The sequence below is a fragment of the Pseudomonas sp. Au-Pse12 genome, assembly GCF_021341665.1.
GTDB lineage: Bacteria > Pseudomonadota > Gammaproteobacteria > Pseudomonadales > Pseudomonadaceae > Aquipseudomonas.
Window position 1 is genome coordinate 398,733 of the sequence record NZ_JAJTTH010000004.1, and the last position, 26,565, is coordinate 425,297.

26 protein-coding genes and 1 pseudogene are annotated in these 26,565 nt (G+C 63.0%); 13 read left to right on the plus strand and 14 right to left on the minus strand.

What is annotated here, in order from left to right; genetic code table 11:
• Positions 1-32: 32 nt before the first annotated feature.
• Together LXM55_RS13625 and rep are read right to left on the minus strand one after the other, a co-directional pair.
• Positions 33-605, minus strand: coding sequence for a xanthine phosphoribosyltransferase (locus LXM55_RS13625; RefSeq protein WP_011064203.1), 573 nt, complete (start codon positions 603-605; stop codon positions 33-35).
• A 55-nt stretch (positions 606-660) separates the two neighbouring features.
• Complete coding sequence (gene rep / locus LXM55_RS13630) at positions 661-2,670, minus strand: DNA helicase Rep (protein ID WP_233320831.1); 2,010 nt, start codon at positions 2,668-2,670, stop codon at positions 661-663.
• Positions 2,671-2,938: 268 nt separating this feature from the next.
• On the opposite strand from rep, the gene LXM55_RS13635 reads away from it, so the two are divergent.
• Positions 2,939-4,612: a putative bifunctional diguanylate cyclase/phosphodiesterase gene (locus LXM55_RS13635; RefSeq protein WP_233320832.1), complete on the plus strand. Its 1,674-nt coding sequence runs from the start codon at positions 2,939-2,941 to the stop codon at positions 4,610-4,612.
• A 16-nt stretch (positions 4,613-4,628) separates the two neighbouring features.
• Here the strand turns inward: LXM55_RS13635 and LXM55_RS13640 are convergent, their stop codons facing one another.
• Positions 4,629-6,029 (minus strand): NorM family multidrug efflux MATE transporter, encoded by a 1,401-nt coding sequence (locus tag LXM55_RS13640; protein ID WP_233321042.1) that lies wholly within the window; start codon positions 6,027-6,029, stop codon positions 4,629-4,631.
• Between the two features lie 155 nt (positions 6,030-6,184).
• Between LXM55_RS13640 and LXM55_RS13645 the strand changes: the two genes are divergently transcribed.
• The 4 genes and pseudogenes from LXM55_RS13645 to LXM55_RS13655 all read left to right on the plus strand — a co-directional run bounded on the left by LXM55_RS13645 (position 6,185) and on the right by LXM55_RS13655 (position 10,796).
• Complete coding sequence (locus tag LXM55_RS13645; protein WP_233320833.1) at positions 6,185-7,105, plus strand: LysR substrate-binding domain-containing protein; 921 nt, start codon at positions 6,185-6,187, stop codon at positions 7,103-7,105.
• Between the two features lie 193 nt (positions 7,106-7,298).
• Positions 7,299-8,420: pseudogene (locus LXM55_RS32670) on the plus strand (Cache 3/Cache 2 fusion domain-containing protein); the annotation flags it as partial.
• Positions 8,421-8,552: 132 nt separating this feature from the next.
• On the plus strand, positions 8,553-9,275 hold the full coding sequence (locus tag LXM55_RS32675) for a methyl-accepting chemotaxis protein (protein ID WP_442799758.1): 723 nt from the start codon (positions 8,553-8,555) through the stop codon (positions 9,273-9,275).
• Between the two features lie 306 nt (positions 9,276-9,581).
• Positions 9,582-10,796 carry an aldose 1-epimerase family protein gene (locus LXM55_RS13655; protein ID WP_233320835.1) on the plus strand — a complete coding sequence of 405 codons (1,215 nt, stop codon included), beginning with the start codon at positions 9,582-9,584 and terminating at the stop codon, positions 10,794-10,796.
• 4 nt (positions 10,797-10,800) lie between these two features.
• Here the strand turns inward: LXM55_RS13655 and LXM55_RS13660 are convergent, their stop codons facing one another.
• A complete protein-coding gene (locus LXM55_RS13660; RefSeq protein WP_233320836.1) occupies positions 10,801-12,294 on the minus strand; it encodes a YifB family Mg chelatase-like AAA ATPase in 1,494 nt (497 codons plus the stop codon).
• A gap of 169 nt (positions 12,295-12,463) precedes the next feature.
• On the minus strand, positions 12,464-12,724 hold the full coding sequence (locus LXM55_RS13665) for an accessory factor UbiK family protein (RefSeq protein ID WP_233320837.1): 261 nt from the start codon (positions 12,722-12,724) through the stop codon (positions 12,464-12,466).
• A 415-nt stretch (positions 12,725-13,139) separates the two neighbouring features.
• Here LXM55_RS13665 and glnK point away from each other — a divergent pair, with 415 nt between their 5' ends.
• The 4 genes from glnK to sutA all read left to right on the plus strand — a co-directional run bounded on the left by glnK (position 13,140) and on the right by sutA (position 15,909).
• Positions 13,140-13,478 (plus strand): P-II family nitrogen regulator, encoded by a 339-nt coding sequence (gene glnK / locus LXM55_RS13670; RefSeq protein ID WP_002555808.1) that lies wholly within the window; start codon positions 13,140-13,142, stop codon positions 13,476-13,478.
• Positions 13,479-13,511: 33 nt separating this feature from the next.
• Positions 13,512-14,849, plus strand: a complete 1,338-nt coding sequence (locus tag LXM55_RS13675; RefSeq protein WP_233320838.1) for an ammonium transporter — start codon at positions 13,512-13,514, stop codon at positions 14,847-14,849.
• A gap of 209 nt (positions 14,850-15,058) precedes the next feature.
• Entirely contained in the window at positions 15,059-15,484 is a 426-nt protein-coding gene (locus tag LXM55_RS13680) for a secondary thiamine-phosphate synthase enzyme YjbQ (protein ID WP_233320839.1), read from the plus strand.
• Between the two features lie 101 nt (positions 15,485-15,585).
• Positions 15,586-15,909 (plus strand): transcriptional regulator SutA, encoded by a 324-nt coding sequence (gene sutA, locus LXM55_RS13685; RefSeq protein WP_007926654.1) that lies wholly within the window; start codon positions 15,586-15,588, stop codon positions 15,907-15,909.
• Positions 15,910-16,061: 152 nt separating this feature from the next.
• Here the strand turns inward: sutA and LXM55_RS13690 are convergent, their stop codons facing one another.
• The 6 genes from LXM55_RS13690 to lptM are packed head-to-tail and all read right to left on the minus strand — an operon-like array spanning position 16,062 to position 20,645.
• Positions 16,062-16,757: an HAD family hydrolase gene (locus LXM55_RS13690; protein ID WP_233320840.1), complete on the minus strand. Its 696-nt coding sequence runs from the start codon at positions 16,755-16,757 to the stop codon at positions 16,062-16,064.
• Positions 16,757-17,653: a tyrosine recombinase XerC gene (xerC, locus tag LXM55_RS13695; RefSeq protein ID WP_233320841.1), complete on the minus strand. Its 897-nt coding sequence runs from the start codon at positions 17,651-17,653 to the stop codon at positions 16,757-16,759. Before xerC ends, LXM55_RS13690 begins: the two co-directional genes overlap by 1 nt.
• Positions 17,654-17,655: 2 nt before the next feature.
• Positions 17,656-18,381: a DUF484 family protein gene (locus tag LXM55_RS13700; protein WP_233320842.1), complete on the minus strand. Its 726-nt coding sequence runs from the start codon at positions 18,379-18,381 to the stop codon at positions 17,656-17,658.
• A gap of 13 nt (positions 18,382-18,394) precedes the next feature.
• Positions 18,395-19,225, minus strand: a complete 831-nt coding sequence (gene dapF, locus LXM55_RS13705; protein ID WP_011064186.1) for a diaminopimelate epimerase — start codon at positions 19,223-19,225, stop codon at positions 18,395-18,397.
• Between the two features lie 4 nt (positions 19,226-19,229).
• Positions 19,230-20,477 (minus strand): diaminopimelate decarboxylase, encoded by a 1,248-nt coding sequence (lysA, locus tag LXM55_RS13710; RefSeq protein WP_233320843.1) that lies wholly within the window; start codon positions 20,475-20,477, stop codon positions 19,230-19,232.
• A gap of 9 nt (positions 20,478-20,486) precedes the next feature.
• Positions 20,487-20,645 (minus strand): LPS translocon maturation chaperone LptM, encoded by a 159-nt coding sequence (lptM, locus tag LXM55_RS13715; protein ID WP_082729310.1) that lies wholly within the window; start codon positions 20,643-20,645, stop codon positions 20,487-20,489.
• 239 nt (positions 20,646-20,884) lie between these two features.
• Here lptM and cyaY point away from each other — a divergent pair, with 239 nt between their 5' ends.
• The 3 genes from cyaY to rnk all read left to right on the plus strand — a co-directional run bounded on the left by cyaY (position 20,885) and on the right by rnk (position 22,011).
• Positions 20,885-21,217: an iron donor protein CyaY gene (gene cyaY, locus LXM55_RS13720; RefSeq protein ID WP_233320844.1), complete on the plus strand. Its 333-nt coding sequence runs from the start codon at positions 20,885-20,887 to the stop codon at positions 21,215-21,217.
• 4 nt (positions 21,218-21,221) lie between these two features.
• Positions 21,222-21,455, plus strand: a complete 234-nt coding sequence (locus tag LXM55_RS13725; protein WP_233320845.1) for a DUF1289 domain-containing protein — start codon at positions 21,222-21,224, stop codon at positions 21,453-21,455.
• 142 nt (positions 21,456-21,597) lie between these two features.
• Positions 21,598-22,011: a nucleoside diphosphate kinase regulator gene (gene rnk / locus LXM55_RS13730; RefSeq protein ID WP_025130883.1), complete on the plus strand. Its 414-nt coding sequence runs from the start codon at positions 21,598-21,600 to the stop codon at positions 22,009-22,011.
• Between the two features lie 7 nt (positions 22,012-22,018).
• Here rnk and LXM55_RS13735 read toward each other — a convergent pair whose 3' ends face one another.
• The 3 genes from LXM55_RS13735 to LXM55_RS13745 form a co-directional block, all read right to left on the minus strand.
• On the minus strand, positions 22,019-24,865 hold the full coding sequence (locus LXM55_RS13735) for a class I adenylate cyclase (RefSeq protein WP_233320846.1): 2,847 nt from the start codon (positions 24,863-24,865) through the stop codon (positions 22,019-22,021).
• A 169-nt stretch (positions 24,866-25,034) separates the two neighbouring features.
• Positions 25,035-25,280, minus strand: coding sequence for a TIGR02647 family protein (locus LXM55_RS13740; protein ID WP_233320847.1), 246 nt, complete (start codon positions 25,278-25,280; stop codon positions 25,035-25,037).
• Between the two features lie 194 nt (positions 25,281-25,474).
• The gene (locus tag LXM55_RS13745) at positions 25,475-25,759 is read right to left on the minus strand and encodes a hypothetical protein (protein WP_011064179.1); all 285 of its coding nucleotides are present in this window, start codon (positions 25,757-25,759) and stop codon (positions 25,475-25,477) included.
• Positions 25,760-25,884: 125 nt separating this feature from the next.
• On the opposite strand from LXM55_RS13745, the gene LXM55_RS13750 reads away from it, so the two are divergent.
• The gene (locus LXM55_RS13750) at positions 25,885-26,544 is read left to right on the plus strand and encodes a glutathione S-transferase family protein (RefSeq protein WP_233320848.1); all 660 of its coding nucleotides are present in this window, start codon (positions 25,885-25,887) and stop codon (positions 26,542-26,544) included.
• The last annotated feature ends 21 nt before the right edge of the window (positions 26,545-26,565 follow it).

The window sequence follows — 26,565 nt, forward strand, 5'->3', positions numbered from 1 at the left end:
AGCCAGCCCCTGCGCAGGGCTGGCGGGCGGGTTTACTCGATGAAGGTGACCACGCCACCGGCCAGGGATTTGACCCGAGCCAGGGATTCCACACGGTAGCCCTGGGAGTCCAGTTCGGCACGGCCGCCCTGGAACGATTTTTCGATGACGATGCCCAGGCCGGCCACGGTAGCGCCGGCCTGCTTGATGATCGAGATCAGCGCCTGGGACGCCTTACCGTTGGCCAGGAAGTCATCGATGATCAGCACGCGGTCGCTGCTGGTCAGGTGCCGTGGCGAAATGGCCACGGTGCTTTCCACCTGTTTGGTGAAGGAGTACACGGTGGCCGACAGCAGGTTTTCGGTCAGCGTCAGCGACTGGTGCTTGCGGGCGAAGATCACCGGCACGCCCAGGTTCAGGCCGGTCATGATCGCCGGGGCGATGCCGGAGGCTTCGATGGTGACGATCTTGGTGATGCCCGAATCCTTGAACAGCGTGGCGAATTCGTCGCCGATCAGCTTCATCAACTGCGGGTCGATCTGATGGTTCAGAAAGGCGTCGACTTTCAGTACTTGATCGGAAAGCACGATGCCTTCTTCGCGAATTTTCTTGTGCAGTGCTTCCACGGAGCTTCCTCTACAGGCCTCTTCTGGGCCAAAGGTCGTTTAAAAATAGTCGATTTTAGCGCTTTAACATCGCGCGTATATCCGCCAAAGCGCTATTGCCGCGAACGGCTTTGACTTCGGTCGGGGTGTCGTCGTTGCCTTCCCAGGCCAGATCGTCCGGGGGCAGTTCATCAAGGAAACGGCTCGGCGCGCAGTCGATGATTTCACCGTACTGCTTGCGCTTGGCCGCGAAGGTGAAGGCCAGGGTCTGACGTGCGCGGGTAATGCCCACGTAGGCCAGGCGCCGTTCTTCCTCGATGGTATCGGCTTCGATACTGGAGCGGTGCGGGAGGATTTCCTCTTCCATGCCCATGATGAACACGTAGGGAAATTCCAGGCCCTTGGAGGCATGCAAGGTCATCATCTGTACGCCCTCGGCGCCGTCTTCCTCTTCCTGCTGACGTTCCAGCATGTCGCGCAGGACCAGCTTGCCGATGGCGTCCTCGACGGTCATTTCGCCGTCTTCGTCTTTTTCCAGGGTGTTCTTCAAGGCCTCGATCAGGAACCAGACGTTGCCCATCCGGTAGTCCGCGGCCTTGTCGCTGGAGCTGTTGGTGCGCAGCCAGTTCTCGTAGTCGATGTCCATGACCATGCTGCGCAGGGCGGAGATCGGGTCTTCGCCGGCGCATTGCTCACGGACCCGGTCCATGAAGCGCTTGAAGCGCGCCAGGCGATCAGTGAAGCGGCTGTCCAGGTGTTCGCCCAGGCCGATTTCATCGGTGGCGGCGTACATCGAGATCTTGCGTTCGGTGGCGTAGTTGCCGAGTTTTTCCAGGGTCGTGGAGCCGATTTCCCGACGCGGCACGTTGATCACCCGCAGGAAGGCGTTGTCGTCGTCCGGGTTCACGATCAGGCGGAAGTAGGCCATCAGATCCTTTACTTCCTGGCGTCCGAAGAAGCTGTTGCCGCCGGACAGGCGATAGGGCACCTGGTGATGCTGCAGCTTCAGTTCGATCAGCTTGGCCTGGTAGTTGCCCCGGTAAAGAATGGCGAAGTCGCTGTAGGGCCGGTCGGTGCGCAGGTGCAGGCTGAGGATCTCCATGGCCACTCGTTCGGCCTCGGCGTCCTCGTTGCGGCAGCGGATCACGCGGATCTCGTCGCCGTGGCCCATCTCGCTCCACAGTTGCTTTTCGAACTCGTGGGGGTTGTTTGAGATCAGCACGTTGGCGCAGCGCAGGATGCGGCTGGTGGAGCGGTAGTTCTGCTCCAGCATCACCACTTTCAAGGACGGGTAATCGTCCTTGAGCAGCATCAGGTTTTCCGGGCGCGCGCCGCGCCAGGCGTAGATCGACTGGTCGTCGTCGCCCACCACGGTGAACTGGTTGCGCTTGCCGATGAGCATTTTCACCAGCAGGTACTGGCTGGCGTTGGTGTCCTGGTATTCGTCCACCAGCAGGTAGCGGACCTTGTTCTGCCATTTCTCGAGGATGTCGGCGTGCTCTTCGAACAGCTTCACCGGCAGCAGGATCAGGTCGTCGAAGTCCACCGCGTTGAACGCCTTGAGCGTGCGCTGGTAGTGGGTGTAGACGATGGCGGCGGTCTGTTCCTTGGGATTTCGCGCATTTTCCAGGGCTTCGGCGGGCAGGATCAGGTCGTTCTTCCACGAGCCGATCATGTTCTTGATCTCGTCGACGCCGTCGTCCCCGGAATACTCCTTCTGCATGATGTCGGTCATCAGGGCCTTGACGTCGGTTTCGTCGAAGATCGAGAAGCCCGGCTTGTAGCCCAGCCGCACATGCTCCTTGCGGATGATGTTCAGGCCCAGGTTGTGGAACGTCGACACGGTCAGGCCGCGGCCTTCGCCGGCGCGCAGCAGGGTGCCGACCCGCTCCTTCATTTCCCGCGCCGCCTTGTTGGTAAAGGTCATGGCGACGATGTACTGGGCGCGGATGCCGCAATTCTGGATCAGGTGCGCGATCTTGCGGGTGATCACGCTGGTCTTGCCGGAGCCAGCACCGGCGAGCACCAAAAGAGGGCCGCCGACGTAGTTCACGGCTTCTTGCTGCCGGGGATTGAGTCGGGACATGACGGTAAAAAGGGATCGGTTACGAAAAGGGCGGGCATTTTAACAGGCTGGACAGATTCTGCTGCGTCTCTGCGACTTGTGACACACAACGCGATCTAAATTTGCCGGTTTTGATACTTTCCCTCAGGATGCGCGCTGAATATGCGGCTAATGTTCGAGTTAGAGCGGTACAAGAAATTGCGTATGATAATCAATATCATTTGTTATTGCTTATTTGCGCGCCATAATGCCCGCCGCCAACTTAATTTGCAGAGTCTAGGGAGCTAGCTTGTCTAAGCCTGTCGAACCCTTGCGTTTGCTGCTACTGGCCGAAGAGCCAGTATGGACAGCGTTGTTGCGCGAGTGTGTCGCTCCGTTGGGTGACTCGGTGGTATTGATCAGTGCTCCCAACTGGGAGTCTGTCAGCCGTTTGTTTGAAGACGACCGCAATGCGGTCCTGTTGACCCTTCCACATTTGCAGCCCGGCCCCGGGCGCTGCAGCTTGCCCACGGTGTTGCTGCTGGACCAGGAACCGCCCGTAGCCCCGGTGGGTGTCAGCGACTGGCTGGTGAGTTCCTGCCTGAGTACCGATGCCCTGCGCCGCTGCCTGCGCCATGTGCGCGAGCGCGGCGTGCTGGAAAATACCCTGCAGCGCCTGGCCGAGCAGGACCCTCTGACCGGCATTGCCAACCGTCAGGGCTTCCAGACTTTGCTGGCCGCGCGCCTGGCGGAGAATGAAGGTCGTGGCCTGGCCTTGGGCCATCTGGATCTGGACAACTTCCGCCACGCCAACGACGCCCTCGGCCACCAGGCCGGCGACCGGCTGATCCTGCAGGTGGTCTCGCGGCTGAAAAGCCAGCTTGAGGCGGGCGATCAACTGGCCCGCCTGGGCAGTGATGAGTTTGCCTTGCTGATCGACACCCGGCGCGCCCCACAGCGGGCCGAGTGGATGGCCGAACGCATCACCGAAGCCATGGCCGAGCCCTATTGGGTCGATGGCGAAAGCCTGCTGATCGGCTGCAGCCTGGGGATTGCCCACGCCCGGGCCAATGCCGGCGCCGACCCGCTGATGTGGCATGCGCACATCGCCATGCAGCAGGCCAAGAGCACCCAGGGCTGCACCTTTCATATCTTCAACGAGCGGATCAACCGCAACGCCCGCAGCCTCGCCGACCTGGAAAGCGAGCTGCGCCGGGCCTTGCGCCGAGACGAGCTGGAGCTGCACTACCAGCCGCGGCTGAACCTGCACGACGGCAAGATCGTCGGTCTTGAAGCCCTGGTGCGCTGGCGCCATGGCGAGCGCGGCCTGCTGCCGCCGAGCGAGTTCGTGCCCCTGGCCGAGCAGAGCGGGCTGATCGTGCCCCTGGGGTACTGGGTGATCTCCCGTGCCCTGCGCGACATGCAGGCCCTGCGCGAACGTGGGCTGCCGCCGCTGCACATGGCCGTCAACCTGTCGTTCCGTCAGTTCCAGGACAGCCAGCTGCTCTCGACCCTGAGCCGGCTGATTGCCGAGCGCGGAGTCGAGGCCCAGTGGCTGGAGTTCGAGCTGACGGAAACCGCAGTGATGCGCCGCAGTGACCTGGTGAAACAGACCATGGATGCCCTCGGGCGCCTGGGCGTGCGGTTTTCCCTGGACGATTTCGGCACCGGCTTCTCGTCCTTCGTGCACCTCAACAGCCTGCCGATCACCTTGCTCAAGGTCGACAAGAGCTTTGTCGGTGGCATGGAACAGCGTGAAGAGAACCGCAAGCTGGTCCACGCCATGATCAACCTGGCCCACAACCTCAACCTGGATGTGGTGGCCGAAGGCGTGGAGACCGCGGAGCAACTGGCGTTGCTGCGAGGCTTTGGCTGCGACCAGGTTCAGGGCTACCTGATCAGCAAGCCGCTGCCCCTGGCGGAGCTGATGGACTACCTGACGTTCGGCAGCAGCCAGCAAGCGTTGCAGGACGGGATGGTTTAAGCCGCCGGCTCAGGGCTCAATCCGCCTGGCTGGCCTGGAGGTTCATGGCCGGCACGGGCGGTTCACGCTTGATCATGCGGCGCATCCGCCACTCGAACGCCAGGGTCAGGCTGATGGCCGCGCACGCCAGCCCCAGGGCCAGCCCCCACCAGACACCGGTTGGCCCCCAGCCCAGGGTGAAGGCCATCAGCCAGGCCGCCGGTGCACCAATCAACCAGTAGCAGCCCAGGCCGACCAGGAAGGTGGTCTTGGCATCCTTGAGGCCACGGATTGCGCCCATGGCAATGGTCTGGGTGCCGTCGAACAACTCGAACCACGCGGCCACCGCCAGCAGGCTCACGGCCAGCCGGATCACCTCGCTGAAGGCCGGGTCGTTGTGGTCGAGGAACAGCCCGATCAACTGGTTCGGCAGCAGCCAGAAGACCATGGCGAATCCGAGCATCGCCACCGCGCCAAAGGCGATGCCCACGCGCCCGGCCAGCCGTGCGTCGAGCAATTGCCCGGCCCCGTAATGCTGGCCGATGCGCATGGTGATGGCGTAGGAGATGCCCGCGGGCACCATGAACGCCACCGACACGATCTGCAGGGCGATCTGGTGCGCCGCCAACTGGGTGCTGCCCATGGTGCCCATGCACAGCGCGGCGAAGGCGAACAAGCCGACTTCCACCGCGTAGGTGCCGCCGATGGGCAGGCCCAGGCGCCACAGCTCACGCAGGTACTGGGTGTTCAACCGGGCCAGGCCCTGGCGCAGCGGGTAGGCGGCGTAGGCCGGATGCTGCCTGATGTGCCAGGCCAGGGCCACGGCCATGCAGTTGGCGACGATCGCGGTGACCAGGCCAATGCCCACCAGGCCGAGCTTTGGCAGGCCGAACATGCCGGTGATCAGCGCGTAGTTGAGCAGGAAGTTGGCCACCGTCCCCGCCAGGCTGATGACCATCACCGGCGTGGCCCGGCCGATGGCGCTGGTAAAGCCGCGCAGGGCCATGAAGCTCAGGTAGCCGGGCAGGGCGAACGGCAGGATCAGCAGGAACTGGCCGGCAGCGTGGACGTTGCTGGCGGTCTGGCCGAACAGCAACAGCAATGGCTTGAGGTTCCACAGCAACAGGCCGGCCACCAGGGCCATCAGCCAGGCCAGCCACAGCCCGGCCTGGGTCAGGCGCGCGGCACCCTCGATGTCGCCGGCGCCTTGGCGGATCGCCACCAGGGTGCCCACCGCGGCAATCACGCCGATGCAGAAGATCGACACGAAGGAATAGCTGGCGGCACCCAGGCCGCCGCCGGCCAGGGCTTCGGGGCTCAGGCGGGCCATCATCAGGGTGTCGGTGAGGACCATCAGCATATGCGCCAGTTGCGAGGCGATCAGCGGCCCCGCCAGCCGCAGGATGGCCCAGAGTTCGGTACGTGCTGGATGCTGCATGGTCATCAGGCTCGATCAGGGGAAAGTCCGGGAGAGCGCTGATTTTCGGCGCTTGCGGGCCATTGCACAAAGGGATAAAAACGATTGCTGGCATGATTAAAACTCATGCAAAGCGCTTTCTGGTAGCTTGGCCTATCTCGTTCTGGAGTGCCCGCATGTCCCGTCGCCTTCCCCCGCTCTATGCCCTGCGCGCCTTTGAGGCGGCCGCCCGGCACAGCTCGTTCACCCGGGCAGCCGAAGAGCTGTCGATCACCCAGAGTGCGGTCAGCCGGCATATCCGTACCCTTGAGGATCACTTCGCCTGCCGGCTGTTCCAGCGCAGCGGGCGCAACCTGCAGTTGACCGAGGCGGCGCGCCTGCTGCTGCCGGGCATCCGCGAGGGCTTCGGTGCCCTGGAGCGGGCCTGCAATACCCTGCGCGCCGAAGATGACATCCTGCGCATGAAGGCGCCCTCGACCCTGACCATGCGCTGGCTGCTGGCGCGACTCAGCCGCTTCCGCCACTTGCAGCCGGGCAACGAGGTGCAGCTCACCAGCGCCTGGATGGATGTGGATTCGGTGGACTTCAATCAGGAGCCCTTCGACTGCGCGGTGCTGCTCAGCAATGGCCACTTCCCCCCGGACTGGGAGGCCAGCTACCTGTTTCCCGAGCTGCTGATTCCGGTGGGCGCGCCGAACCTGCTCGAAGACCCGCCCTGGGATGTGGCGCGGCTGGCGGCCACCGAACTGCTGCACCCGACCCCGGACCGCCGCGACTGGCGCAGTTGGCTGGAGCACATGGGCCTGACCGACCAGGTGTCGCTCAAGGGCGGTCAGGTGTTCGACACCCTGGAGCTGGGGATGATCGCCGCGGCGCGCGGCTACGGCGTGTCTATGGGCGATTTGCTGATGGTGGCGGAAGACGTGGCCCAAGGCCGCCTGAGCCTGCCTTGGCCGACGGCTGTGGCCAGTGGCCTGAATTACTACCTGGTGTGGCCCAAGACCCGGCCCGGAGGTGAACGTTTGCGGCGGCTCAGCGATTTTCTTCAGGGGGAGGTCCAGGCCATGCAACTGCCCGAGGTAGAGCGGCTCGGCTGAAACGATGCAGTGCCCGGCCGGCGGGGGTGCACAGATATCCTTGCAAGGCGCTCAAGTATTCACCGGCGCCGCCGAATCCATGGGTTATGGAACCAGCGTTCAGGAAGGTCCTAAATTACTAAAAATCTTAGAATTATTACTGCCGAGCGTGCTGACCGATCAGGATGATCCGCCTTCTCGGCAAGGAGCCATCATGTCCCAACCCCGTGCCCGGATAGCCTCTCAGCTAGGGCTTGCCCTTGCCTTGATACTCGCCCTGGTGATCAGTGGCAGCACCCTGTTTGCCCTGCGATCGCTGGATTCGGCGAACCTCGATACCCGAGAAGAGCACCTGGCCAGTGAAGCGCGTCTGCTGGCCGACCAGCTCAACACCTTCCATGGCAGCCTGCGCGAGAGCACCCAGCGCCTGAGCGGCCTGTTCGAAAATCGTTTCAGCAGCGGCCTGAGCCTGCATCCCGAGCAACCGGTGAGCGTGGCCGGGGTCCAGACCCCGGGCCTGCACCTGGGGGAGGTGGTGCTGAACAACAACTTCGAGGAAGTGGACGAGTTCAAGCAGATGACCGCCGGGGTGGCGACCCTGTTCGTGCGCAGCGGCGACGATTTCATCCGAGTCAGTACTTCCTTGAGCAAGCAGGACGGTAGCCGGGCCATTGGCACCTTGCTTGACCACGCTCACCCGGCCTACCAGAAACTCATGGCGGGCCAGGGTTATGTCGGCCGCGCCTTGCTCTTCGAACGCTTCTACATGACCCAGTACACACCGGTCCTGGATCGCAGTGGCAAGGTCATTGCGGTGCTGTTCGTCGGCTTCGACTACACCGATGCGCAGAATGCCCAGTTCGCCAACCTCAAGCGTTTCCGCATCGGCCAGAGCGGCTCCCTGGCCTTGCTCGATGAGCAGCGCAAGTGGCTGGTGCCACCGGCTGGCGTGCAGGCGCTGGAGCCGGCGGCACAGATCATGGCGGCGGCCGCCAAGGAACCGGGCAAGGGGCGTTTCTGGAGCGACCAGGGCGAGGACTTCTACAGCCTGGCGGTGCCGTTCGAGGGCGGCCCCTGGTCGGTGGTGGCGAGCATGCCCAAGGCGGAGATTCGTGCGGTGACCTGGAGTGTCGGTATTCGACTGGTGATCGGCAGCCTGCTGGCGATGTTGTTGGCCGTCGGCGCCACGGTCTGGCTGCTGCGCAGTAAGCTGGCGCCCCTGAGCGATCTGGTGCGCCAGGCCCAGGCTCTGGGTGGCGGCGACCTGAGCGTGCGGCTGAATGTTTCCAGCCATGATGAAATCGGCCAGCTGGCCCGCAGTTTCAACCAGATGGGCGAAGCCCTGTCGACCATGGTCGAGCACATCCGCCGTTCCGCCGCCGAGGTCAACGGCCGGGCCCAGGCCTTGTCCGGCCTGTCCAGTGGCGCCTATGAAGGCATGGAGCAGCAGTCCGGCGAAATCACCAGCATGGCCGGGGCGGTGGAAGAGTTCAGCGCCACTTCGCTGAACATCGCCGACAACATGGGCAGCACCCAGCGTCTGGCCCAGGAAAATGCCCAGCAGACCCATATTGGCCGCGAGTCCATGGAACAGGCTTCGACTTCCCTGGAGCAGATTGCCGGGGCCCTCAACAGCACGGCCACGGTGATCAATACCCTGGGCCAGCGTTCCCAGGAGATCGGCGGCATTGTCGGGGTGATCACCGCGATTGCCGATCAGACCAACCTGCTGGCCCTCAACGCCGCCATCGAGGCCGCTCGTGCCGGCGAGCAGGGGCGCGGGTTTGCCGTGGTCGCCGATGAGGTGCGCAACCTGGCTTCACGGACCCGCGAGGCCACTGATGAAATCTCGCAGATGATCACCAGCATCCAGCAGGAAACCGGCAACGCCATCGAGACCATGGAGCAGGGCAACCGCCTGATGCAGGAAGGGCTGTCACGCAACGCCGACGTGGCCTCGGCGCTGGCGCTGATTGACGAGCAGAGCCGCAGCGCCGGCGAGCAGTTCGCCGCCATCACCACCGCGACCCAGGAACAGAGCAGCACCGCCACGGTGCTCAGCAGTAACCTGCAGAGCATCGCCCAGGCCAACAGCGAGCAGCGCGAGGTGGTGTCCAACCTGGCGCTCACCGCCCGCGAGCTGGAAACCCTGGCCGCCGACTTGCGCCGGGAAGTCGATCGCTTCCGCTGAGCAGGCCAAGCCGGCCGTTCCGAGGCTTGCCGACTCGGCCAGCCCCGGACCCACGCGCTGGCCGATATCATCCAGGCTGCCCTGGAATTATTTCGCAGCAAGGGTTTCGCCGAGATTTCCACCCAGGACCTGCCCGGGCAGCCTTGCAGAACGTCATGGAGGTGGCTGGCCTGCTGCTCGGGTTCGAGGGTGAATGGGGCGCCGCGGGCAGTAAGGGACCGGTACGGTAAATTGGGATTTTGTAGCTTGCTGAAACGATTCTTCAGCGCTATAAAAACCGCACAACTCCAAAAAAGGCATCCCTTCATGACTCCGCTCAAACTGCTGGTCACCCTCGGCGCGCTGGCCGCGACCTCCCACGCCATGGCCTGGGACTATGTATTGCTCGACACCGACAAGGCCCCTCAGAACCTGCACCTGACCAGTGAACAGTTGGGGCTGAAGCTCGCACAGCCGTTTTCCGTGACCTTGCGCACGTTGCATGGCGGGCGCCAGGAAGGCGTGAGCATCATCGACATCGACAATGGCCTGATGAAGCTCTCGGTGGTGCCGACCCGGGGCATGAACGTGTTGCAGGCATCGGTGGGCGATGTGCGCCTGGGCTGGGACTCGCCGGTCAAGGAGGTGGTCAATCCGGCGTTCATCGAGCTCAACGGCCGTGGCGGCCTGGGCTGGCTGGAGGGCTTCAACGAGCTGGTGACCCGTTGTGGTTATGAATGGGTCGGGCACCCGGGCATGGACAATGGCGAACTGCTGACCCTGCATGGTCGCGCGGCAAACATCCCCGCCAGCAGGGTCACCCTGCACATCGATGAACAGCCGCCTTATGCGATTCACCTGCGGGGCGAGCTCAAGGAGCAGGCGTTCAAGAAGGTTGATTTCGGAGTCGCCACCGAGCTGGTCACCGAGCCGGGCAGCACCAGCTTCACCCTCAATGATCGCCTGACCAACAACGGCGACTATGCGAAGGAATACCAGGCGCTGTACCACAGCAATTTCAGCACGCCGTTCCTTGAGCAGGGAGCGAAGTTCGCCGCGCCGGTGAAGCAGGTCTCGCCGTTCAACGACAAGGCCAAGGCGGATCTGGCGGACTGGCAGACCTATCGCGGCCCGACCCGCGACTATGACGAAACCGTGTACAACGTCGTGCCTTACGCCGATGCCCAGGGCGAGACCCTGGCGGTGCTGCACAACAAGGCCGGCAGCCTTGGGGTTTCCCTGGCTTTCAACACCCAGCAGTTGCCGGTGTTTTCCCTGTGGAAAAACACCGACACCCAGGGCCAGGGCTATGTGACAGGGCTGGAGCCGGGCACCAGTTTTTCCTACAACCGCCGCTATCAGCGACCGTTGAACCTGGTGCCAACCCTCGGTGCCAAGGAGCAACGGCAATTCGTCATTCGTTACAGCCTGCTGGCAGACAAAGTGGCTGTGGATAAAGCCCTGGGTCGTGTCAGCCTGATTCAGGACGGGCGTCAGACTGAAGTGCGGGCAACGCCGTTGGTGGACCTGTCCCGCGAGTGAGCCCTCAGTCGGCGCTGGGTCGATACTGCAGGGCTTCAGCCAGGTGCTCGCGGTTGATCCGGGTGGCCTGTTCCAGGTCCGCCAGGGTGCGCGCCACCTTGAGCAGGCGGTGGGCCGCGCGCAACGACAGGTTCAGGCGTTCGCAGGCGGCTTCCAGCCAGTGTTCGTCGGCGCTGGATAACGGGCAGTGGCGACGCAGGCCGGGCAGGTCGAGCAGGGCATTGACGCAGCCCTGGCGCAGGCGTTGCCGTTCGCGTGCCTGAGCCACTTTAGCCGCGGCCCCGGCGCTGTCCTTGCCCGCTTGCGGCTCGGGGTTGAGGGCCGTGGCTTCGCGGGCCACGGTCAGGTGCAGGTCGATGCGATCCAGCAACGGGCCGGACAATTTGTTGCGATAGCGCTGGATCTGTTCCGGCGTGCAACGGCAGCGGCCGCTGGGGTCGCCAAGGTATCCACAGGGGCAAGGGTTCATCGCCGCGACCAGCTGGAAGCGTGCCGGGAACTGCACCCGGTCGCGGGCCCGAGAGATGACGATCTGCCCGGACTCCATGGGCTCGCGCAGGACTTCCAAAACCTTGCGGTCGAACTCCGGCAGCTCATCGAGAAACAGCACGCCGTGATGGGCCAGGGTGATTTCCCCAGGCTGGGGTTTGGAGCCACCGCCGACCAGCGCCGCCCCCGAAGCCGAATGGTGGGGCTGGCGAAATGGCCGCTGGGGCCAGTGGCGCAGGGGCGCGTGGCTGGTCACCGATTGAATGGCCGCCACTTCCAGGGCTTCGTCTTCCTGCAGCGGCGGCAACAGGCCGGGTAGGCGGCTGGCCAACAGGGTCTTGCCGGTGCCTGGCGGGCCGCTGAACAACAGGTTGTGGGCACCGGCCGCAGCGATCAGCAGGGCACGCTTGGCGGCGAGCTGGCCCTGTACTTCGTTGAGATCGGGGTAGGGGGAGTGGCTCTGTGTCAGGCCGTCGCTGACATAAGGCGCTATCGGTGCGTGGCCGTTGAAATGGGCCACGGCCTCCAGCAGATGCTCGACGGCGATCACCTCCAGGCCACTGGCCAGGCAGGCTTCTTCGGCATTCGCCCGGGGCACCAGCAGGGTACGTCCGGCGTCGCGTGCTGCCAGTGCGGCAGGGAGTACGCCGCGCACCGCGCGAACTGCTCCGGACAGCGCCAGTTCCCCCAGGCATTCGATGTTGTCCAGGGCCAGCGCCGGCACCTGCACGCTGGCGGCGAGGATGCCCAGGGCGATGGCCAGGTCGAAGCGCCCGCCGTCCTTGGGCAAGTCCGCCGGAGCCAGGTTGAGGGTGATGCGGCGCGAGGGGAAATTGAACCCGGCATTGAGAATGGCGCTGCGTACCCGGTCCTTGCTTTCCTTGACCGCGGTTTCCGGCAGGCCCACCAGGGTCAGGCTCGGCAAACCGTTGGCCAGGTGCACTTCAACGCTGACGGCCGGGGCCTGCACGCCTACTTGAGCACGGCTGTGAATGATTGCCAGCGACATGGGGAGCTCTTCCTTGCGACAGCGGGAACCGCGTCCTGCGGTGTTGCAAGGATAGATGAGGGTGTGGCGGGGCGAGGCGCCTGAATGGGCACAGGATATGTCGCCGGCAGGCCGGTTCCCACGACGCGGGTCTGCGGGAGTCGGGCTGCCGGCGAATCAGGTGTTCAGCTCAGTCTTGTACCGGGTTCAGCCGCGCTTCGAGTTCCGCCACTTTGGCTTCGAGGCTTTCCAGGCGTGCGCGGGTGCGGGCCAGGACCACCATCTGGCTGTCGAATTCTTCCCGGCTGACCAGGTCGAGCTTGCTGAAGCCGCTTTGCAGCAGGGCTTTGAACTGGCTTTCGATTTCATTGCGAGGCAGCGGTGTTTCACCGCTGAGCAACCGCGAGGCGTGGCCGCTCAGGGCGTCGAGAAGGTCTTTGGGCGCGAGCATGGGAGAGTCCTGAATTGCAGTCGGCCCGCAGTGTATCACGCAGCCACCGCGCTCCAAGTGAGCCTGGGTTGCACGTTTTTCGCGCATCTGGCCGGGCGCTGGCGCACTGTTTTTGTGCGTATCCCGGGCGTGGTTTTCCGCTATTTCCCGTTGGCGATGGGCAAGGGACTGAAATCACTGATTTTTCCCGAGCTGGCAAGCTTTCTGCTTAGACCCTGGTGACCCATGCACTGATGCAGTCGCTGTGACGAATGCAGTGCGGCAGGCGGAGCGGGGAGTGTTTCGTCAGGAGCGGTTAGCTGGCGTCTGTGTGGCTGAGGAAGGCCGACGATGCGTTACAAAGCCAGGCACTGCGCTTAGACTTGAGTCGGGTTTGTTTTCCTGGGGCAAGTCCACCAATTCGGGAGAGAGTTTCATGAAGCTAGTCACTGCCATCATCAAGCCGTTCAAGTTGGACGACGTGCGCGAGTCGCTGTCCGAGATCGGCGTGCAGGGCATTACCGTCACTGAGGTCAAAGGCTTCGGCCGGCAGAAGGGTCACACCGAGCTGTATCGCGGTGCGGAGTACGTGGTGGATTTCCTGCCGAAGGTGAAGATCGATGTCGCCATTGACGACAAGGATCTTGACCGGGTTATCGAGGCGATAACCAAGGCCGCCAACACCGGCAAGATCGGTGACGGCAAGATCTTCGTGGTCAATCTGGAACAGGCTATTCGCATCCGTACCGGCGAAACCGATACCGACGCAATCTAAGCCGCCAAACCCAACGCCCCAGGAGAAAACAATATGACTCTGCGTAAATTCGCAGGGCTAGGAGCCCTGTTGTCCCTCGTAATGCCTGGCCTGGCCTTGGCGGCAGATCCGGTGCCCCCTCCAGTGCTCAATTCCGGCGATACCGCCTGGATGCTGACCTCCACTGCCCTGGTGCTGTTCATGACCATTCCTGGTCTGGCGCTGTTCTACGGCGGCATGGTGCGCTCGAAAAACATTCTTTCGGTGATGATGCAGTGCTTCGCCATCACCGGTCTGATCACTGTCCTGTGGTTCATCTACGGCTACAGCGTGGCGTTTGACACCACCGGGATGGAAGCCGGCGTGGTCAACCTCAATTCCTTCATGGGCGGCTTCTCCAAGGCCTTCCTGGCGGGCATCACCCCGGCCAGCCTGACCGGCCCGGCGGCGTTGTTCCCCGAGGCGGTGTTCGTCACCTTCCAGATGACCTTCGCGATCATCACGCCGGCGCTGATCGTCGGTGCCTTCGCCGAGCGGATGAAGTTCTCCGCGATGCTGATCTTCATGGGCGTCTGGTTCACCCTGGTCTATGCGCCAATCGCGCACATGGTCTGGAGCGGCCCGGGTTCGCTGTTGGGTGACTGGGGCGTGCTGGACTTCGCTGGCGGCACCGTGGTGCATATCAACGCCGGTATCGCGGGCCTGGTGGCCTGCCTGGTGCTGGGCAAGCGCAAAGGCTTCCCGACCACGCCAATGGCGCCGCACAACCTGGGCTACACCCTGATGGGCGCGGCCATGTTGTGGGTGGGTTGGTTCGGCTTCAATGCCGGTTCTGCCGCCGCCGCCAACGGCACTGCCGGCATGGCCATGCTGGTGACGCAGATCGCTACCGCTGCCGCTGCTCTGGGCTGGATGTTTGCCGAATGGATCACCCACGGTAAGCCCAGCGCGCTGGGTATCGCTTCGGGCGTGGTTGCCGGCCTGGTGGCAATCACTCCGGCAGCTGGCACCGTTGGCCCGATGGGCGCCCTGATCATCGGCCTGGCGGCGGGCGTGGTGTGCTTCTTCTGCGCCACCAGCCTCAAGCGCAAGCTGGGTTATGACGACTCCCTGGATGCCTTCGGCGTGCACGGTATCGGCGGTATTCTCGGTGCGATCCTCACCGGTGTGTTCGCTGCGCCGTCCCTGGGCGGTTTCGGCACCGTGACCGACATTGCCGCTCAGGTCTGGATCCAGGCCAAGGGTGTAGGTTTCACGGTGATCTACACCGCGATCGTCACTTTCATCATCCTCAAGGTTCTGGACGCGGTCATGGGGCTGCGGGTGAGCGAGGAAGAAGAGGCGGTTGGCCTCGATCTGGCGCAACACAACGAGCGTGGTTACAACCTGTAATCGCGCGGGAAAAAAAGCCCGGCTCCGGCCGGGCATTTTTTTGCCTGGCGTTTGTCATCGAGAAAGGCTGAAAGGATTTTCTGACAGGCATTGGCGTGTTTGTCGTGGCGATTTTCGGCAGGACAAATGCTTACACTAAAGCAGGATTATTCGGCGCTTTGTTTTTTCCCTGAGCGCGCTAGAATGCGCGCCGAAGCGTGGAGATCGGTATGTGGCAACAGACCCTGATTACCCTGCGGGCCAGGCCCCGGGGCTTTCATCTGGTGACGGACGAGTTGCTCGCCGGCCTGCCTGAGTTGAAGGCATGTCGGGTTGGTCTGCTGCATTTATGGCTGCAACATACCTCGGCCTCGTTGACCATCAACGAGAATGCCGATCCGGCGGTACGGCGTGACTTCGAGCGTTTCTTCAATACCCTGGTGCCTCAAGGCATGGCCGGGTACGAACATAACGACGAAGGCGTGGATGACCTGCCGGCGCACTTCAAGGCCAGTTTGCTAGGCTGTCAGCTGACTTTGCCGGTAGCGGCGGGGCGCTTGGCGCTAGGTACCTGGCAAGGTGTTTATCTAGGCGAGCATCGCGATCATGGCGGTGCCCGCAAAGTCCTTGCCACCTTGCAGGGTGATAAGGCATAAGCCGCTGAGTATCAGTGGACGTTGATTTTTTCCGGCGGCCTTCGACAGTCGGCACAGCTGGGCTATAACTAATCTGCTTTTCGCAAGTCATGAGGTAGAACATGAGCGACGATGATCTGGAAAACGACGACCTCGAAGTAGGTGACGAAGACGAAACCGAAGAAGGTCTTGAAGCGGCCGCCGACGATGTGGCGGAAGACGATGGCAGTGATGTTCCTGCTCCGACCGCCAAAGGCAAGGCCAAGGCTGCCGTCTCGGTAGACGAGCTGCCGAGTGTCGAGGCCAAGAACAAGGAGCGTGATGCACTGGCGCGTGCCATGGAAGAATTCCTGGCCCGTGGCGGCAAAGTGCAGGAAGTCGAGGCCAATGTGGTCGCCGATCCGCCCAAGAAGCCTGATAACAAGTACGGCAGCCGGCCTATCTGAGCCTTGCTACTTGCTTGCTGAAAAAGCCCGCCGTCGCTGCGGGCTTTTTCATGGAAGAAAGACAGCGGCAAGTTACGAGCTGCAAGCTATAAGTTTGAGGCTTGAGGCTTGAGGCTTGAGGCTTGAGGCTTGAGGCTGCGGCGGCCAGCCGCCTATTTCCAGCTGGCCAGCAGCCGTGGCAACTCGGTCAGGTTGCGGATCTCGGCATCTGGGGCGCGTTCGGCTTCCCAGGCCTTGCCCGCAGGATTGAACCAGATCGCACGCAGGCCCGCCTGCTGGGCTCCGGCAATGTCGTCACCCGGGTGATCGCCGATATGCACGGCGGTATCGGCCGTTGCGCCACCGCGTTGCAGGGCTTCATGAAACAGCCGGGCATCCGGCTTGGCCACCCCGATGTCCTCGGCGCACAGGGCGAACTTGAAGTAGTCCGCCAGGCCCAGGCGCCGCACGTCGGCGTTGCCGTTGGTCACGACCCCAAGGGCGAAGTGATTGGCCAGGGCTTCCAGGGTCGGCAGTACCTCGGGAAAGATCTCCAGCTGATGCCGTGCGTGCAGGAATACTTCGAAGCTCTGGTCGGCCAGCTGGCTGGCTTGGCTGTGCTCATACCCGGCCTCTTCCAGGGCATGGAACAGCACCTGACGGCGCAGGGCGCTGATTCGGTACTTGAGGTGCGGTTGTTCGAGCAGCACGCGCTCGCGAATGGCCCACAGGTGCTCCACCGGCACGCCGCCGAGATTCGGTGCGTGCTCGGTCAGCCACTGGCGCAGCGTGGCTTCGGCGCTGACGATCACCGGGGCGGTATCCCACAGGGTGTCGTCGAGGTCGAAGGTGATCAGCTTGATGGTCATTACTCACCGCCTTTGTTGCGTTTGGCCCGTGGGTGGGCGCTGTCGTAGACCGCTGCCAGGTGCTGGAAGTCCAGGTGCGTGTAGATCTGCGTGGTCTTGATATCCGAGTGCCCGAGCAGCTCCTGCACGGCGCGCAGGTCCTGGGATGATTCCAGCAAATGGCTGGCGAAGGAATGGCGCAGCATGTGCGGGTGCAGGTTCTGGCCCAGTTCGCGCTCACCGGCGGCCTTGACCCGCAACTGGATGGCGCGCGGCCCCAGGCGCCGGCCCTTCTGGCTGACGAACAGGGCGCCATCGGGCGGGTTGCTCAAGGCCCGCAGCGGCAGCCACAGCGCCAGGGCTTCCCGGGCTTTCTTACCCACTGGCAGGACCCGGGTCTTGCTGCCCTTGCCCTGGACCTGCACCAGGCCGTCCGCCAGGTCCAGCTGTTCCAGGTTGAGGCTGGTCAGTTCGGAAAGGCGCAGCCCGCAGGAGTAGAACAGCTCCAGGATCGCCTGGTCGCGATGGGCCAGGAAGTCGTCTTCCACAGCGCCGTCCAGCAACTGCAGGGTGCGGTCAGTGTCCAGGGTCTTGGGCAGGCGGCGCTCGCCCTTGGGTGGGGCCAGGCCGTTGGCCGGGTCGTGATCGCACAGCCCTTCGCGGTTCAGATAGTGATAGAGCCCGCGCACCGCGGACAGCAGGCGCGCCAGGCTGCGGGACGACTGACCCTGCTGGTGCAGGCGGGCAATCAGGCTGCGCAGGCCCTGGATGTCCAGATCGTTCCAGCTGCGTACCTGCTGTTTCTCGCAAAACCCCAGCACCTTGTCGAGGTCGCGTCGGTAGGCTTGCAGGGTGTGGGGCGACACCTGGCGCTCACTGCGCAGGTGCGCGCAGTAGGCGTCCAGTTGCTGTTGCATGGTCAGCGTACCGAGCGCAGCGAGTGGGTGAAGCGCGGCAATACGCGGCCAGTGACTTCGGCAATGTAGTTGAGGAACAAGGTGCCCACCGAGCTCTTGTAGTGCTGCGGGTCACGGCTGGCGATGGCCAGCACGCCGTGCATGCCCTGGTGCGCCAGGGCGACCACTGCGGTGGAGCCGATCTGCTTGCGCTGTTCTTCGCCGAAGAGGAAATCCAGCTCGTGTTCGCGCAGGCTGCCGCTGACACTCTTGCCTTCGGACAACAGACCGCCGATGGCGCCCTGGGCTTCGGCGGCCGAGACCCAGCGGCCCACCGGCATGGCGCTGTCGCTGAACAGGATCAGGCTGACGAAGGGCACCTGGAAGTCCTGGCGCAGGCTGTCCTCGACGCTCATCACCACTTCTTCCAGGCTGGTGGCGTCCATCAGCGCGAGAATCAGGCGGCGGGTCTTGTCGAACAGGCGGTCGTTGTCCCGGGCCACGTCCATCAGTTGCGACAGACGATGGCGCATCTCGATGTTGCGCTCGCGCAGGATCTTCATCTGCCGCTCCACCAGCGACACGGTGTCGCCGCGCTGGTGGGGAATGCGCAAGGCCGGCAGCAGTTCGTCGTGGTCGACGAAGAAGTCCGGGTGGGCTTCCAGGTAGGCGGCGACGGCGGCCGCTTCCAGGTTGGCGGACGGTGACTCGTCGGGCTTTTCGGCGGGAACCTGAGGCTGATCAGTCATGGATTTCGCTCACTTAAAGACGCACCTGTCCTTCGTATACGCGCACTGCCGGGCCGGTCATCATCACCGGTTGGCCAGGGCCTGCCCATTCAATGGACAGGCGCCCGCCCGGCAGGTCGATCAATAGTGGCGAATCCATCCACCCTTGGCTGATCGCGGCCACAGCAGCTGCGCAGGCACCGGTGCCGCAGGCCTGAGTTTCCCCGGCGCCACGTTCCCAGACCCGCAATTGCGCGCGCTGACGGTCCAAGACCTGGAGAAAACCGACGTTGACCCGCGCCGGGAAGCGCGGGTGGTGTTCGATCTTCGGCCCCAGCTCGTGCACCGGCGCGCTGTTGATGTCATCCACCCGCAACACGGCGTGGGGGTTGCCCATGGACACCGCAGCCAGTTGCACCTGGCGGCCGTCGACGTCCAGCGTGTAACTGTCGGCCTGGGCCGGCGCCTGGAACGGAATGTCCGCTGGCACCAGGCGCGGCGCGCCCATGTTGACGCTGATCTGGCCGTCGTTGCGGATATCCAGCTCGATCACGCCGCTCTTGGTCTCGACGCGGATCTGGCGCTTGGTGGTCAGGCGCTTGTCCAGCACAAAGCGGGCAAAGCAGCGCGCACCGTTGCCGCACTGTTCCACTTCGGAACCGTCGGAGTTGAAGATCCGGTAGCGGAAATCCACGTCCGGGTTGCTCGGGGCCTCGACGATCAGCAACTGATCGAAACCGATCCCGGTATTGCGATCACCCCATTGTTTGGCGTGCTTGGGCAGAATATGCGCGTGCTGGCTGACCAGGTCGAGAACCATGAAGTCATTGCCCAGGCCGTGCATCTTGGTAAAACGCAGCAGCATGGTCTTACTCCGGCAGCAGGCTTTCGCCAGCGAATAACTCGGCTACCGTCTCGCGGCGACGCACTTCAACAGCCTGGTCGGCATCGACCAGTACTTCGGCGGCACGGCCGCGGGTGTTGTAGTTCGAGCTCATGACGAAACCATAGGCACCAGCGGAGTGCACCGCCAGCAGGTCACCTTCGGCCAGGGCCAGGGTGCGTTCCTTGGCGAGGAAATCGCCGGTTTCACAGATCGGGCCGACGATGTCGTAGGTACGGGGTTCGGCATCTCGCGGACGCACGGCGCTGACATCCATCCAGGCCTGGTACAGCGCCGGGCGGATCAGGTCGTTCATGGCGCCGTCGACGATGGCGAAATCCTTGTGTTCGGTGTGCTTGAGGTATTCGACCCGGGTCAGCAGCACGCCGGCGTTGGCCACGATGAAGCGGCCCGGTTCGAACACCAGGGCCAGGTCGCGGCCGTCCAGGCGCTGGCGCACCGCCTTGACGTAGTCGGCAGCCAGCGGTGGCTCTTCGTCGCGATAGCGCACGCCCAGGCCGCCACCCAGATCGATGTGGCGCAGGTAGATGCCGCATTCGCCGAGGCGATCCACCAGCTCCAGCAGCCGGTCGAGGGCGTCGATGAAGGGTTCCAGGGTGGTCAGTTGCGAGCCGATATGGCAGTCGACACCGACGATTTCCAGGTTCGGCAGCTGCGCGGCGCGAATGTACACGTCCTCGGCCGTGGCAATGTCGATGCCGAACTTGTTTTCCTTGAGCCCGGTGGAAATGTACGGGTGGGTGCCGGCATCGACATCCGGGTTGACCCGCAGCGAGATCGGCGCCCGAACGCCCAGTTCGGCGGCTACCAACTGCAGGCGCTCCAGCTCTTCGGCGGACTCGACGTTGAAGCAATGGACGCCTACTTCCAGGGCGCGACGCATGTCGTCGCGGGTCTTGCCGACGCCGGAGAAGACGATCTTGTCAGCTTGCCCGCCCGCGGCCAGAACCCGCTCCAGCTCGCCCCGGGAGACGATGTCGAAACCGGCGCCCAGGCGTGCCAGGACATTCAATACACCCAGGTTGGAGTTGGCCTTCACCGCGAAGCAGACCAGATGCGGCATGCCGGCCAGGGCCTGGGCATAAGCCTGGTACTGGGCTTCGATGTGCGCACGGGAATAGACGTAGGTGGGCGTACCGAAACGTTCGGCAATGGCGGACAGGGCTACGCCTTCCGCGAACAGCTCGCCGTCGCGGTAGTTAAAAGCGTCCATGGTTTGCCCTTAGTAGGTGTCGTGCTTGTGCGACTTCGATTGCGACTTCGCCTGCTCTTCGGGGGATTTGCTGTCATCAGGCAGGTACAGCGGGCCTTTCTGGCCGCAGGCGGTAACGAGGCAGGCAACCGCGACGAGCGCAGCAAGGGAAGAGATCAGGCGCTTCATGGCGAAATCCTTGAGAATGCGTAAATTGCGCCCGAGTATACCGGCCACCCGGCAGCTTGCCTATGCAGCGTAACTCCCGTCCAGCGGGCCTTTGCCAAGGGCTGGGCGGCGGCTTTGCTTGGGTGGTTGTGCAAGGGGCGTCGCATTTATTCGCTCGTTCGGTATCCTTTGCATTCGCCGGGGAGCGCCCGTATCTTGCGGCGCTTGAGCGTGAGTAGACACTTTTCGAGGTTCCTGCAATGAGTTTGACCGAAGCCCGTTTTCACGACCTGGTGGATGCCACCCAGCAGACGCTGGAGGATATTTTCGATGAGAGCGACCTGGATATCGATCTGGAGAGTTCGGCCGGGGTACTCACCGTCAAGTTCGACAACGGCAGTCAGGTGATCTTCAGTCGCCAGGAGCCTTTGCGCCAACTCTGGCTGGCCGCGCGCTCGGGCGGTTTCCACTTCGACTACGACGAGGAAAGCGAGCGCTGGATGTGCGACAAGAGCGAAGAGCAACTGGGCGAGATGCTGGAGCGCATTGTCCTGGAGCAGGCAGGCATCAAGCTTGAGTTTGAAGGGCTCTGATACCGTGACCCAACCCGCCCCGGCCCGCCCGCCCAAGCCGCTGTACAGTAATGTCAGTCCGGCAGTGAGTTCGCCCTGCATCAGCCTTTGCCGTCTCGATGAGGAGAAGGTCTGCCGCGGCTGTTTCCGTCATGTGGAAGACATTCGTGAATGGCGCTCGGCCGATGATCAGCGGCGGCGCGTGATCTGTGCCCAGGCACAGCAGCGCAAGCAAAGCGCGGCGGCAGGCGGGGTTTAGCTTCGTACTCGTACGGTTTGTTTATTCAGTCTGCTGTGATAGTGTCCGGCTTCGCCTCGCTACATCGAGGCCGGTGAGAACCCCGTCTTATTTGGCGGGGTTTTGCTTTTTTGTGCAGAAAAAATAGGAGTCAGCCAGGATCATGAGTACTGCACCATCCATCATCCTTACCCGCCTTGACGTGCAACGTCTGGAGCGTCTGATCGACAGTCTGGACGACTCGCTGCCAGGTGTCATTGCACTGCAAACCGAGTTGGATCGTGCCGAAACGCTGGTGGGTCACGATGAAGTCCCGGCCGGTGTCGTAACCATGAATTCGCGTGTGCACTGCCGTGAAGAAAGCAGTGGCAAGGACTACCACCTGACCCTGGTTTATCCACAGGACGCCAATGCCGACGAAGGCAAGATTTCGATCCTGGCGCCGGTAGGCAGCGCCCTGCTGGGCTTGCAGGTTGGCCAGTACATCGACTGGCCGGCTCCGGGCGGCAAGACCCTGAAGCTGACCCTGCTGGAAGTGGAATACCAGCCGGAAGCCGCAGGCGACTTCCACCTCTGACCCTTGGCTAGACTTGCTCGAGCGCGTCGTTCAGTGCGCGCTCCAGGCTGGCCTTGTAGCGCAGATAGAGAATGCTCGGGCTTTGTACATCGCCGAGCAGGCCGGACAGGTCCAGGTCAGTGATGTAGCAGCGATAGCGCTCCGTTTCGTGGCGCTGTCCGACGATTTCCTGGGCCACCGCGCTGTACAGCTGGTCTGCATATTCCAGATCGGAAAACTCCCGTTGATTGCAGTACAGCGAGACTTGCACCTGGCCCGGTGCGGCCTTGCCGATGATCGCCTGCACATCGTAGAACGCCTTGTCGACGGGTGTCGGTGGGGCCGGCCGAGGCTCTACCCGACGTGCGCGGCCGGTGCCTGAGGGCAATATCTGCAAGTAGAGTGTGTCCAAAGGTTTCTCGGCTTGGCTGCTGTCCATCGGCAGCAGCGCCTCGCGGCGGTAGAGAATCGATTGCAGGAAACGCTGCAGGGGCACCAGCAGGCTGTGCTCGTCGTGATAGGGCAGGGTTTGCTGCCACAGCGCGTTGCACTCATCCAGCACGTAGAGTTCGGCGTAGTCGTCGATGATCCGGTAAAACACCTGGATGCAGTCCGGCTGGCCCATGGGCAGGATCAGCGCCAGGTCGTGGTCTTCCAGCGCCATCGGGTCCAGGTGCAGGGGGCTGTAGCGGGTCTGTTCCTGGCCCAGGTATTCCTGCAAGGCGCCGAGGGTGGCCATTGCCCGGTGCCGAACCTGCCCTGGCACCAGTTCAAGTACGTGATAGTGCTGCTGCACTTGGACCAGGTAGCGGTAGTTGAGCTGGCTGAGCAGCAGGTTGTGCGCGGTTTCGAACAACTCCTCCACTCGGCGGGCGATGAATTGCGCGCGGTTGTGGCAGAAGCAGCGTACCCGCAGTCGCGGTTGCGGGCCGGCCGGCAGATTGTTCAGGTAGTCCCGCAGGCAGTCGAGCAGCGCGTGCTCGGCGTCGTAGCGGCCGACCATCACTTCGTTCCAGCTGTTGAGCGTGACCTGGTCGAGGGTCAGCACCAGGTTCTCGCGTACTCCGGCGTAGCTCAGCGAGTCGGTGCGCTCGGTGGTCATCAGGATGTTCAGGTCGCGGTGATGCTTGAGGGGGTCGACCCCGACGTTCACCAGGATCAGCACTTCACTGGGCACGGCGGCGCGCAGCAACTGTTCTTCGCTGACCGTCGTCAGCGGCAGCGGTACGGTCTGCTGCAAGCTGCCCAGCAGGTTGAACAGTTCGAACTCGCTGAGGTCGCTGCCGCCCGGGTGCAGCGCCAGGCGGGTGCTGCTGTCGATCACGCCGTTGCGATGGCACCAGGTGAGCAGCTCCAGCAGCTCGCGACTGCGTTTGATCGGGGCAAAATGCTCCCATTCCAGAGCCGTCAGGTTGCCGTTGTACAGCCCCCAATGGTGCTGTCCGGGCTCCTTCTTGTTCGGTGCCTGTACCAGGGTCAGGGTGTCTTCGGCCAGGTCCGGGGCGATGCCGGGGTTGATGAACTCGATCTTCCCGGCCTTGCGCTCGAAGGCGGCGTACAGGCGTCGGCCCAGTACATTCAGGTCGCGCTTGTTGATCAGGCTGGCGGCTTGCTCGGTACGGGCGAACTGGGTCAGGAAGCGATAGCTGTAGTTGAGTTCGTTGACCAGCGCCCGGCGTTCGCTGCTGACCTGCCGCACTTTCCACTGGCTGCGGCTGTCCAGTAGGGCCAGTTGGCGCTGGTCCCAACCCCACTCGCCGGCCAGGCGCTCCAGCAGGGCCCGCTGCCAGCTCGGGCTGCGGGCGGCGTTGCCGGTGGTGAGCTTGCGGTTGACCTTGAGGTAGAGGCTGCGGCGCACCAGTTCCAGGCGCTCCGGCTCGCCGCGGGCCTTGAGGTACTCCTCGATGCGCCGGTAGACCACGATGTAAGGGTCCAGCTCGTCGAGGTCCAGGCGGTTGGCAAACACTGCCTGCTTGAAGCGCAGGCTCAGGCACTGGACCTTGGGATGCTCGCTGGCATAGACCTCGATCAGCAGCAGCTTGAGCACGGATTTGTAGGGCGACTCGATACCCTTGAACAGTTGCCAGAGCCCGGCGCCGATGAACTCGCCGGGAGGAATGCGTGCCATGTGGCCCAGATCGAGATTTTCCTCGGCGGGGACAAACCGTTTGGACAGCAATGTGTGGATGTATTGTGCGTAGCGGCCTTCCTCGTACACCGGCACCAGCCACCACAGTGGTGTACGCCCGGCCAGCCAGATGGCGGTACGGTAGAACTCGTCCAGCAGCAGGTAGTGCTGGGTGGTGCCGCAATCGTCCGAACTCAGTTGGGTGTCCCGTTCGCCGCGGACAAAGCGGCCAGGCTCGATCAGAAAGAAATGGGCTTCGGCGCCCTGGCTGGCGGCCCAGGCTTCCAGTAATTGGCATTTCTTCTGCAACTCGGCCAGCTCGCTTTCGCTGAGGTCCGGGGCATGACAGACCCACACATCCATATCGCTCTGGTCCGCCTGGGCGAGGGTGCCCAGGCTGCCCATGAGAAACAGGCCATGAATCGGCCGTGGCGGGTTGCCATGGCGCGGCTTGTAGGAAAACGAACGGGTCAGGCGCTGGGCTTCGGCCAAGACCTGTGGCTCGGGTTCATAGCAGGAAAGCCCCGCCGGCGTGGCTCCGGAGACATAACCGGGCAGCAGTGGGTGATTGACGTGAAAGAACAACGGCAGCAGGTTGAGGACCAGTTGCTGGCGCGTGGACAACCCTTCCATCGCCCGGGCCATTCGCCCTTCATTCAGGGTCAGGAAACGCGCGCGCAGTTGGCCGAGAACCTTGCGATCGATTCCTTCATCCAGATCGGGGCGGATTTCGTGGGTATGGGGCATTTCAAGCGGAGCTCGAACGTGGCGGTATTGAGGACGGCGAGCAGTTTACCGTCAGACAGGGCTGGGCTTTAAGCTGATTTAATTTTTTGACGCCAGATTTTTAACGCTTTGAGGGCAGGATGCCTACGGAATCCGACAGACGGGAATCCCGCAGGCCGATGCAGGTGGCTCAGGCGGTTTCTTTGACACTCAGGATGGTCAGCAGGCCCTGGGCGTGTTCGGCGGCATCCCGGCCGAGGCTGGTCAGGTAGCCTCCATCGGGCTGGGTAATCAGTTCTTTGTCAAACAGGCGTTGGGCGGCGGAGATGGCGGAAGGGGCGGCGGTCTGATGAATCTTCAGGCCTTCCTGGGAGTTGTCCAGGTTGAAGAGTGCAAGGATTTCCAGTTCGGCAACCAACTCAGGGGTATACGACATAAGGACTCCAGACTTTCTAGGAATTAGGGGTCAGCGTTCTTAAGGTGAACGCAGAAAGGCGGCGTGTCCAGCGTTCGCTGAGGAGTTTTATCCCCGGGTGCAGCGGTATTTGGCCGCAGGTCGGTGGCAGTGTAGTCGGAGGGCGAGAGGCGGGTTGGGTTGAGTGCCGGAGCTTGCGCTCCGGCTGGGCGGATTCACTGCTTTTCGGGAGGCAGTTCCGGCAGGGCGCGCAGGGCGGCTTCGTACCATTGGGTGTCGAACGCACGGTCCTGTTCGAGAATTGCGTCGATCTCGATGGCCAGTACATGGGCCATCAGATTGAGGATTTCCTCGCGCTCGTAACCCACCAGGGTCAATTTGTTGAACGTGGCCTTGGCCGCTGGCGGGTTATCGCTTTCGATCTGATTTTCGATGGCTTCGATCAGGGTGTTTTCGGCGAACTCTTCTTCGTCGGTGTCGATATCGGTTGGCTCGCTCATGGCAGGCTCCTCAAGGAAAGGTCGCCAGTTTACTCGTATTCAGGGTGGTGATGCTGCTGGCCAGAATTGCATTGGGCTTCTATAAAAAATGCTGCCAACCCCCTGCACGGCCTGGAGGCTATGTGATGCTCAAGCTTTACGGTTTCTCTGTCAGCAACTACTACAACATGGTCAAGCTGGCGTTGCTGGAGAAAGGCCTGCCTTTCGAAGAGGTGCCTTTTTCCGGTGGCCAAACTCCGGAGGTATTGGCCATCAGTCCACGGGGCAAGGTTCCGGTGCTTGAGGTCGAGCAGGGGTACCTGAACGAAACCAGTGTGATTCTCGAATACCTGGAGCACACCCAACCAGGTCGGGCGCTGTTGCCCAGCGATGCATTCCAGCGTGCCCAGGTGCTGGCGCTGGCCAGGGAGATCGAACTCTATATCGAGCTGCCGGCGCGGGCCTGTTATCCCGAGGCGTTCTTCGGTATGTCGGTGGCCCCGGCGATCCAGGAAAAGTCCAAGGCTGAGTTGCTGCTAGGGTTTGCCTCCCTGGCGCGGCACGGCAAATTTGCGCCTTATGTGGCCGGCGACAGCCTGAGTGTGGCGGATCTGTATTTCCTCTACAGCGTGACCCTGGCCCGGGCGGTCGGGCACAAGCTGTTCGGGGTGGACTTTCTGGAGGGGATGCCGGCGGCGAAAGCCTTGCTGGAGCGCCTGGAGCAACTGCCCAATGCCCAGCGAGTAGCAGCGGATAGAGAGGCGGCGATGCCGCAGTTCCTGGCCATGGTGGCGGCCAGGAAGTAGTGGCGCTCAAGGCGGCGCGGG

Coding starts and splice junctions, on each gene's coding strand:
- LXM55_RS13640 (WP_233321042.1), bottom strand. CDS start 6,029: ATGCAGCATCCAGCACGTACCGAACTCTGGGCCATCCTGCGGCTGGCG.
- LXM55_RS13750 (WP_233320848.1), top strand. CDS start 25,885: ATGCTCAAGCTTTACGGTTTCTCTGTCAGCAACTACTACAACATGGTC.
- rnk (WP_025130883.1), top strand. CDS start 21,598: ATGAGTACTGCACCATCCATCATCCTTACCCGCCTTGACGTGCAACGT.
- glnK (WP_002555808.1), top strand. CDS start 13,140: ATGAAGCTAGTCACTGCCATCATCAAGCCGTTCAAGTTGGACGACGTG.
- LXM55_RS13745 (WP_011064179.1), bottom strand. CDS start 25,759: ATGAGCGAGCCAACCGATATCGACACCGACGAAGAAGAGTTCGCCGAA.
- LXM55_RS13740 (WP_233320847.1), bottom strand. CDS start 25,280: ATGTCGTATACCCCTGAGTTGGTTGCCGAACTGGAAATCCTTGCACTC.
- LXM55_RS13665 (WP_233320837.1), bottom strand. CDS start 12,724: ATGCTCGCGCCCAAAGACCTTCTCGACGCCCTGAGCGGCCACGCCTCG.
- LXM55_RS13655 (WP_233320835.1), top strand. CDS start 9,582: ATGACTCCGCTCAAACTGCTGGTCACCCTCGGCGCGCTGGCCGCGACC.
- lptM (WP_082729310.1), bottom strand. CDS start 20,645: ATGAAGCGCCTGATCTCTTCCCTTGCTGCGCTCGTCGCGGTTGCCTGC.
- LXM55_RS32675 (WP_442799758.1), top strand. CDS start 8,553: ATGGCCGGGGCGGTGGAAGAGTTCAGCGCCACTTCGCTGAACATCGCC.
- LXM55_RS13675 (WP_233320838.1), top strand. CDS start 13,512: ATGACTCTGCGTAAATTCGCAGGGCTAGGAGCCCTGTTGTCCCTCGTA.
- LXM55_RS13735 (WP_233320846.1), bottom strand. CDS start 24,865: ATGCCCCATACCCACGAAATCCGCCCCGATCTGGATGAAGGAATCGAT.
- LXM55_RS13700 (WP_233320842.1), bottom strand. CDS start 18,381: ATGACTGATCAGCCTCAGGTTCCCGCCGAAAAGCCCGACGAGTCACCG.
- LXM55_RS13690 (WP_233320840.1), bottom strand. CDS start 16,757: ATGACCATCAAGCTGATCACCTTCGACCTCGACGACACCCTGTGGGAT.
- LXM55_RS13645 (WP_233320833.1), top strand. CDS start 6,185: ATGTCCCGTCGCCTTCCCCCGCTCTATGCCCTGCGCGCCTTTGAGGCG.
- LXM55_RS13680 (WP_233320839.1), top strand. CDS start 15,059: ATGTGGCAACAGACCCTGATTACCCTGCGGGCCAGGCCCCGGGGCTTT.
- xerC (WP_233320841.1), bottom strand. CDS start 17,653: ATGCAACAGCAACTGGACGCCTACTGCGCGCACCTGCGCAGTGAGCGC.
- rep (WP_233320831.1), bottom strand. CDS start 2,670: ATGTCCCGACTCAATCCCCGGCAGCAAGAAGCCGTGAACTACGTCGGC.
- cyaY (WP_233320844.1), top strand. CDS start 20,885: ATGAGTTTGACCGAAGCCCGTTTTCACGACCTGGTGGATGCCACCCAG.
- LXM55_RS13660 (WP_233320836.1), bottom strand. CDS start 12,294: ATGTCGCTGGCAATCATTCACAGCCGTGCTCAAGTAGGCGTGCAGGCC.
- sutA (WP_007926654.1), top strand. CDS start 15,586: ATGAGCGACGATGATCTGGAAAACGACGACCTCGAAGTAGGTGACGAA.
- lysA (WP_233320843.1), bottom strand. CDS start 20,477: ATGGACGCTTTTAACTACCGCGACGGCGAGCTGTTCGCGGAAGGCGTA.
- dapF (WP_011064186.1), bottom strand. CDS start 19,225: ATGCTGCTGCGTTTTACCAAGATGCACGGCCTGGGCAATGACTTCATG.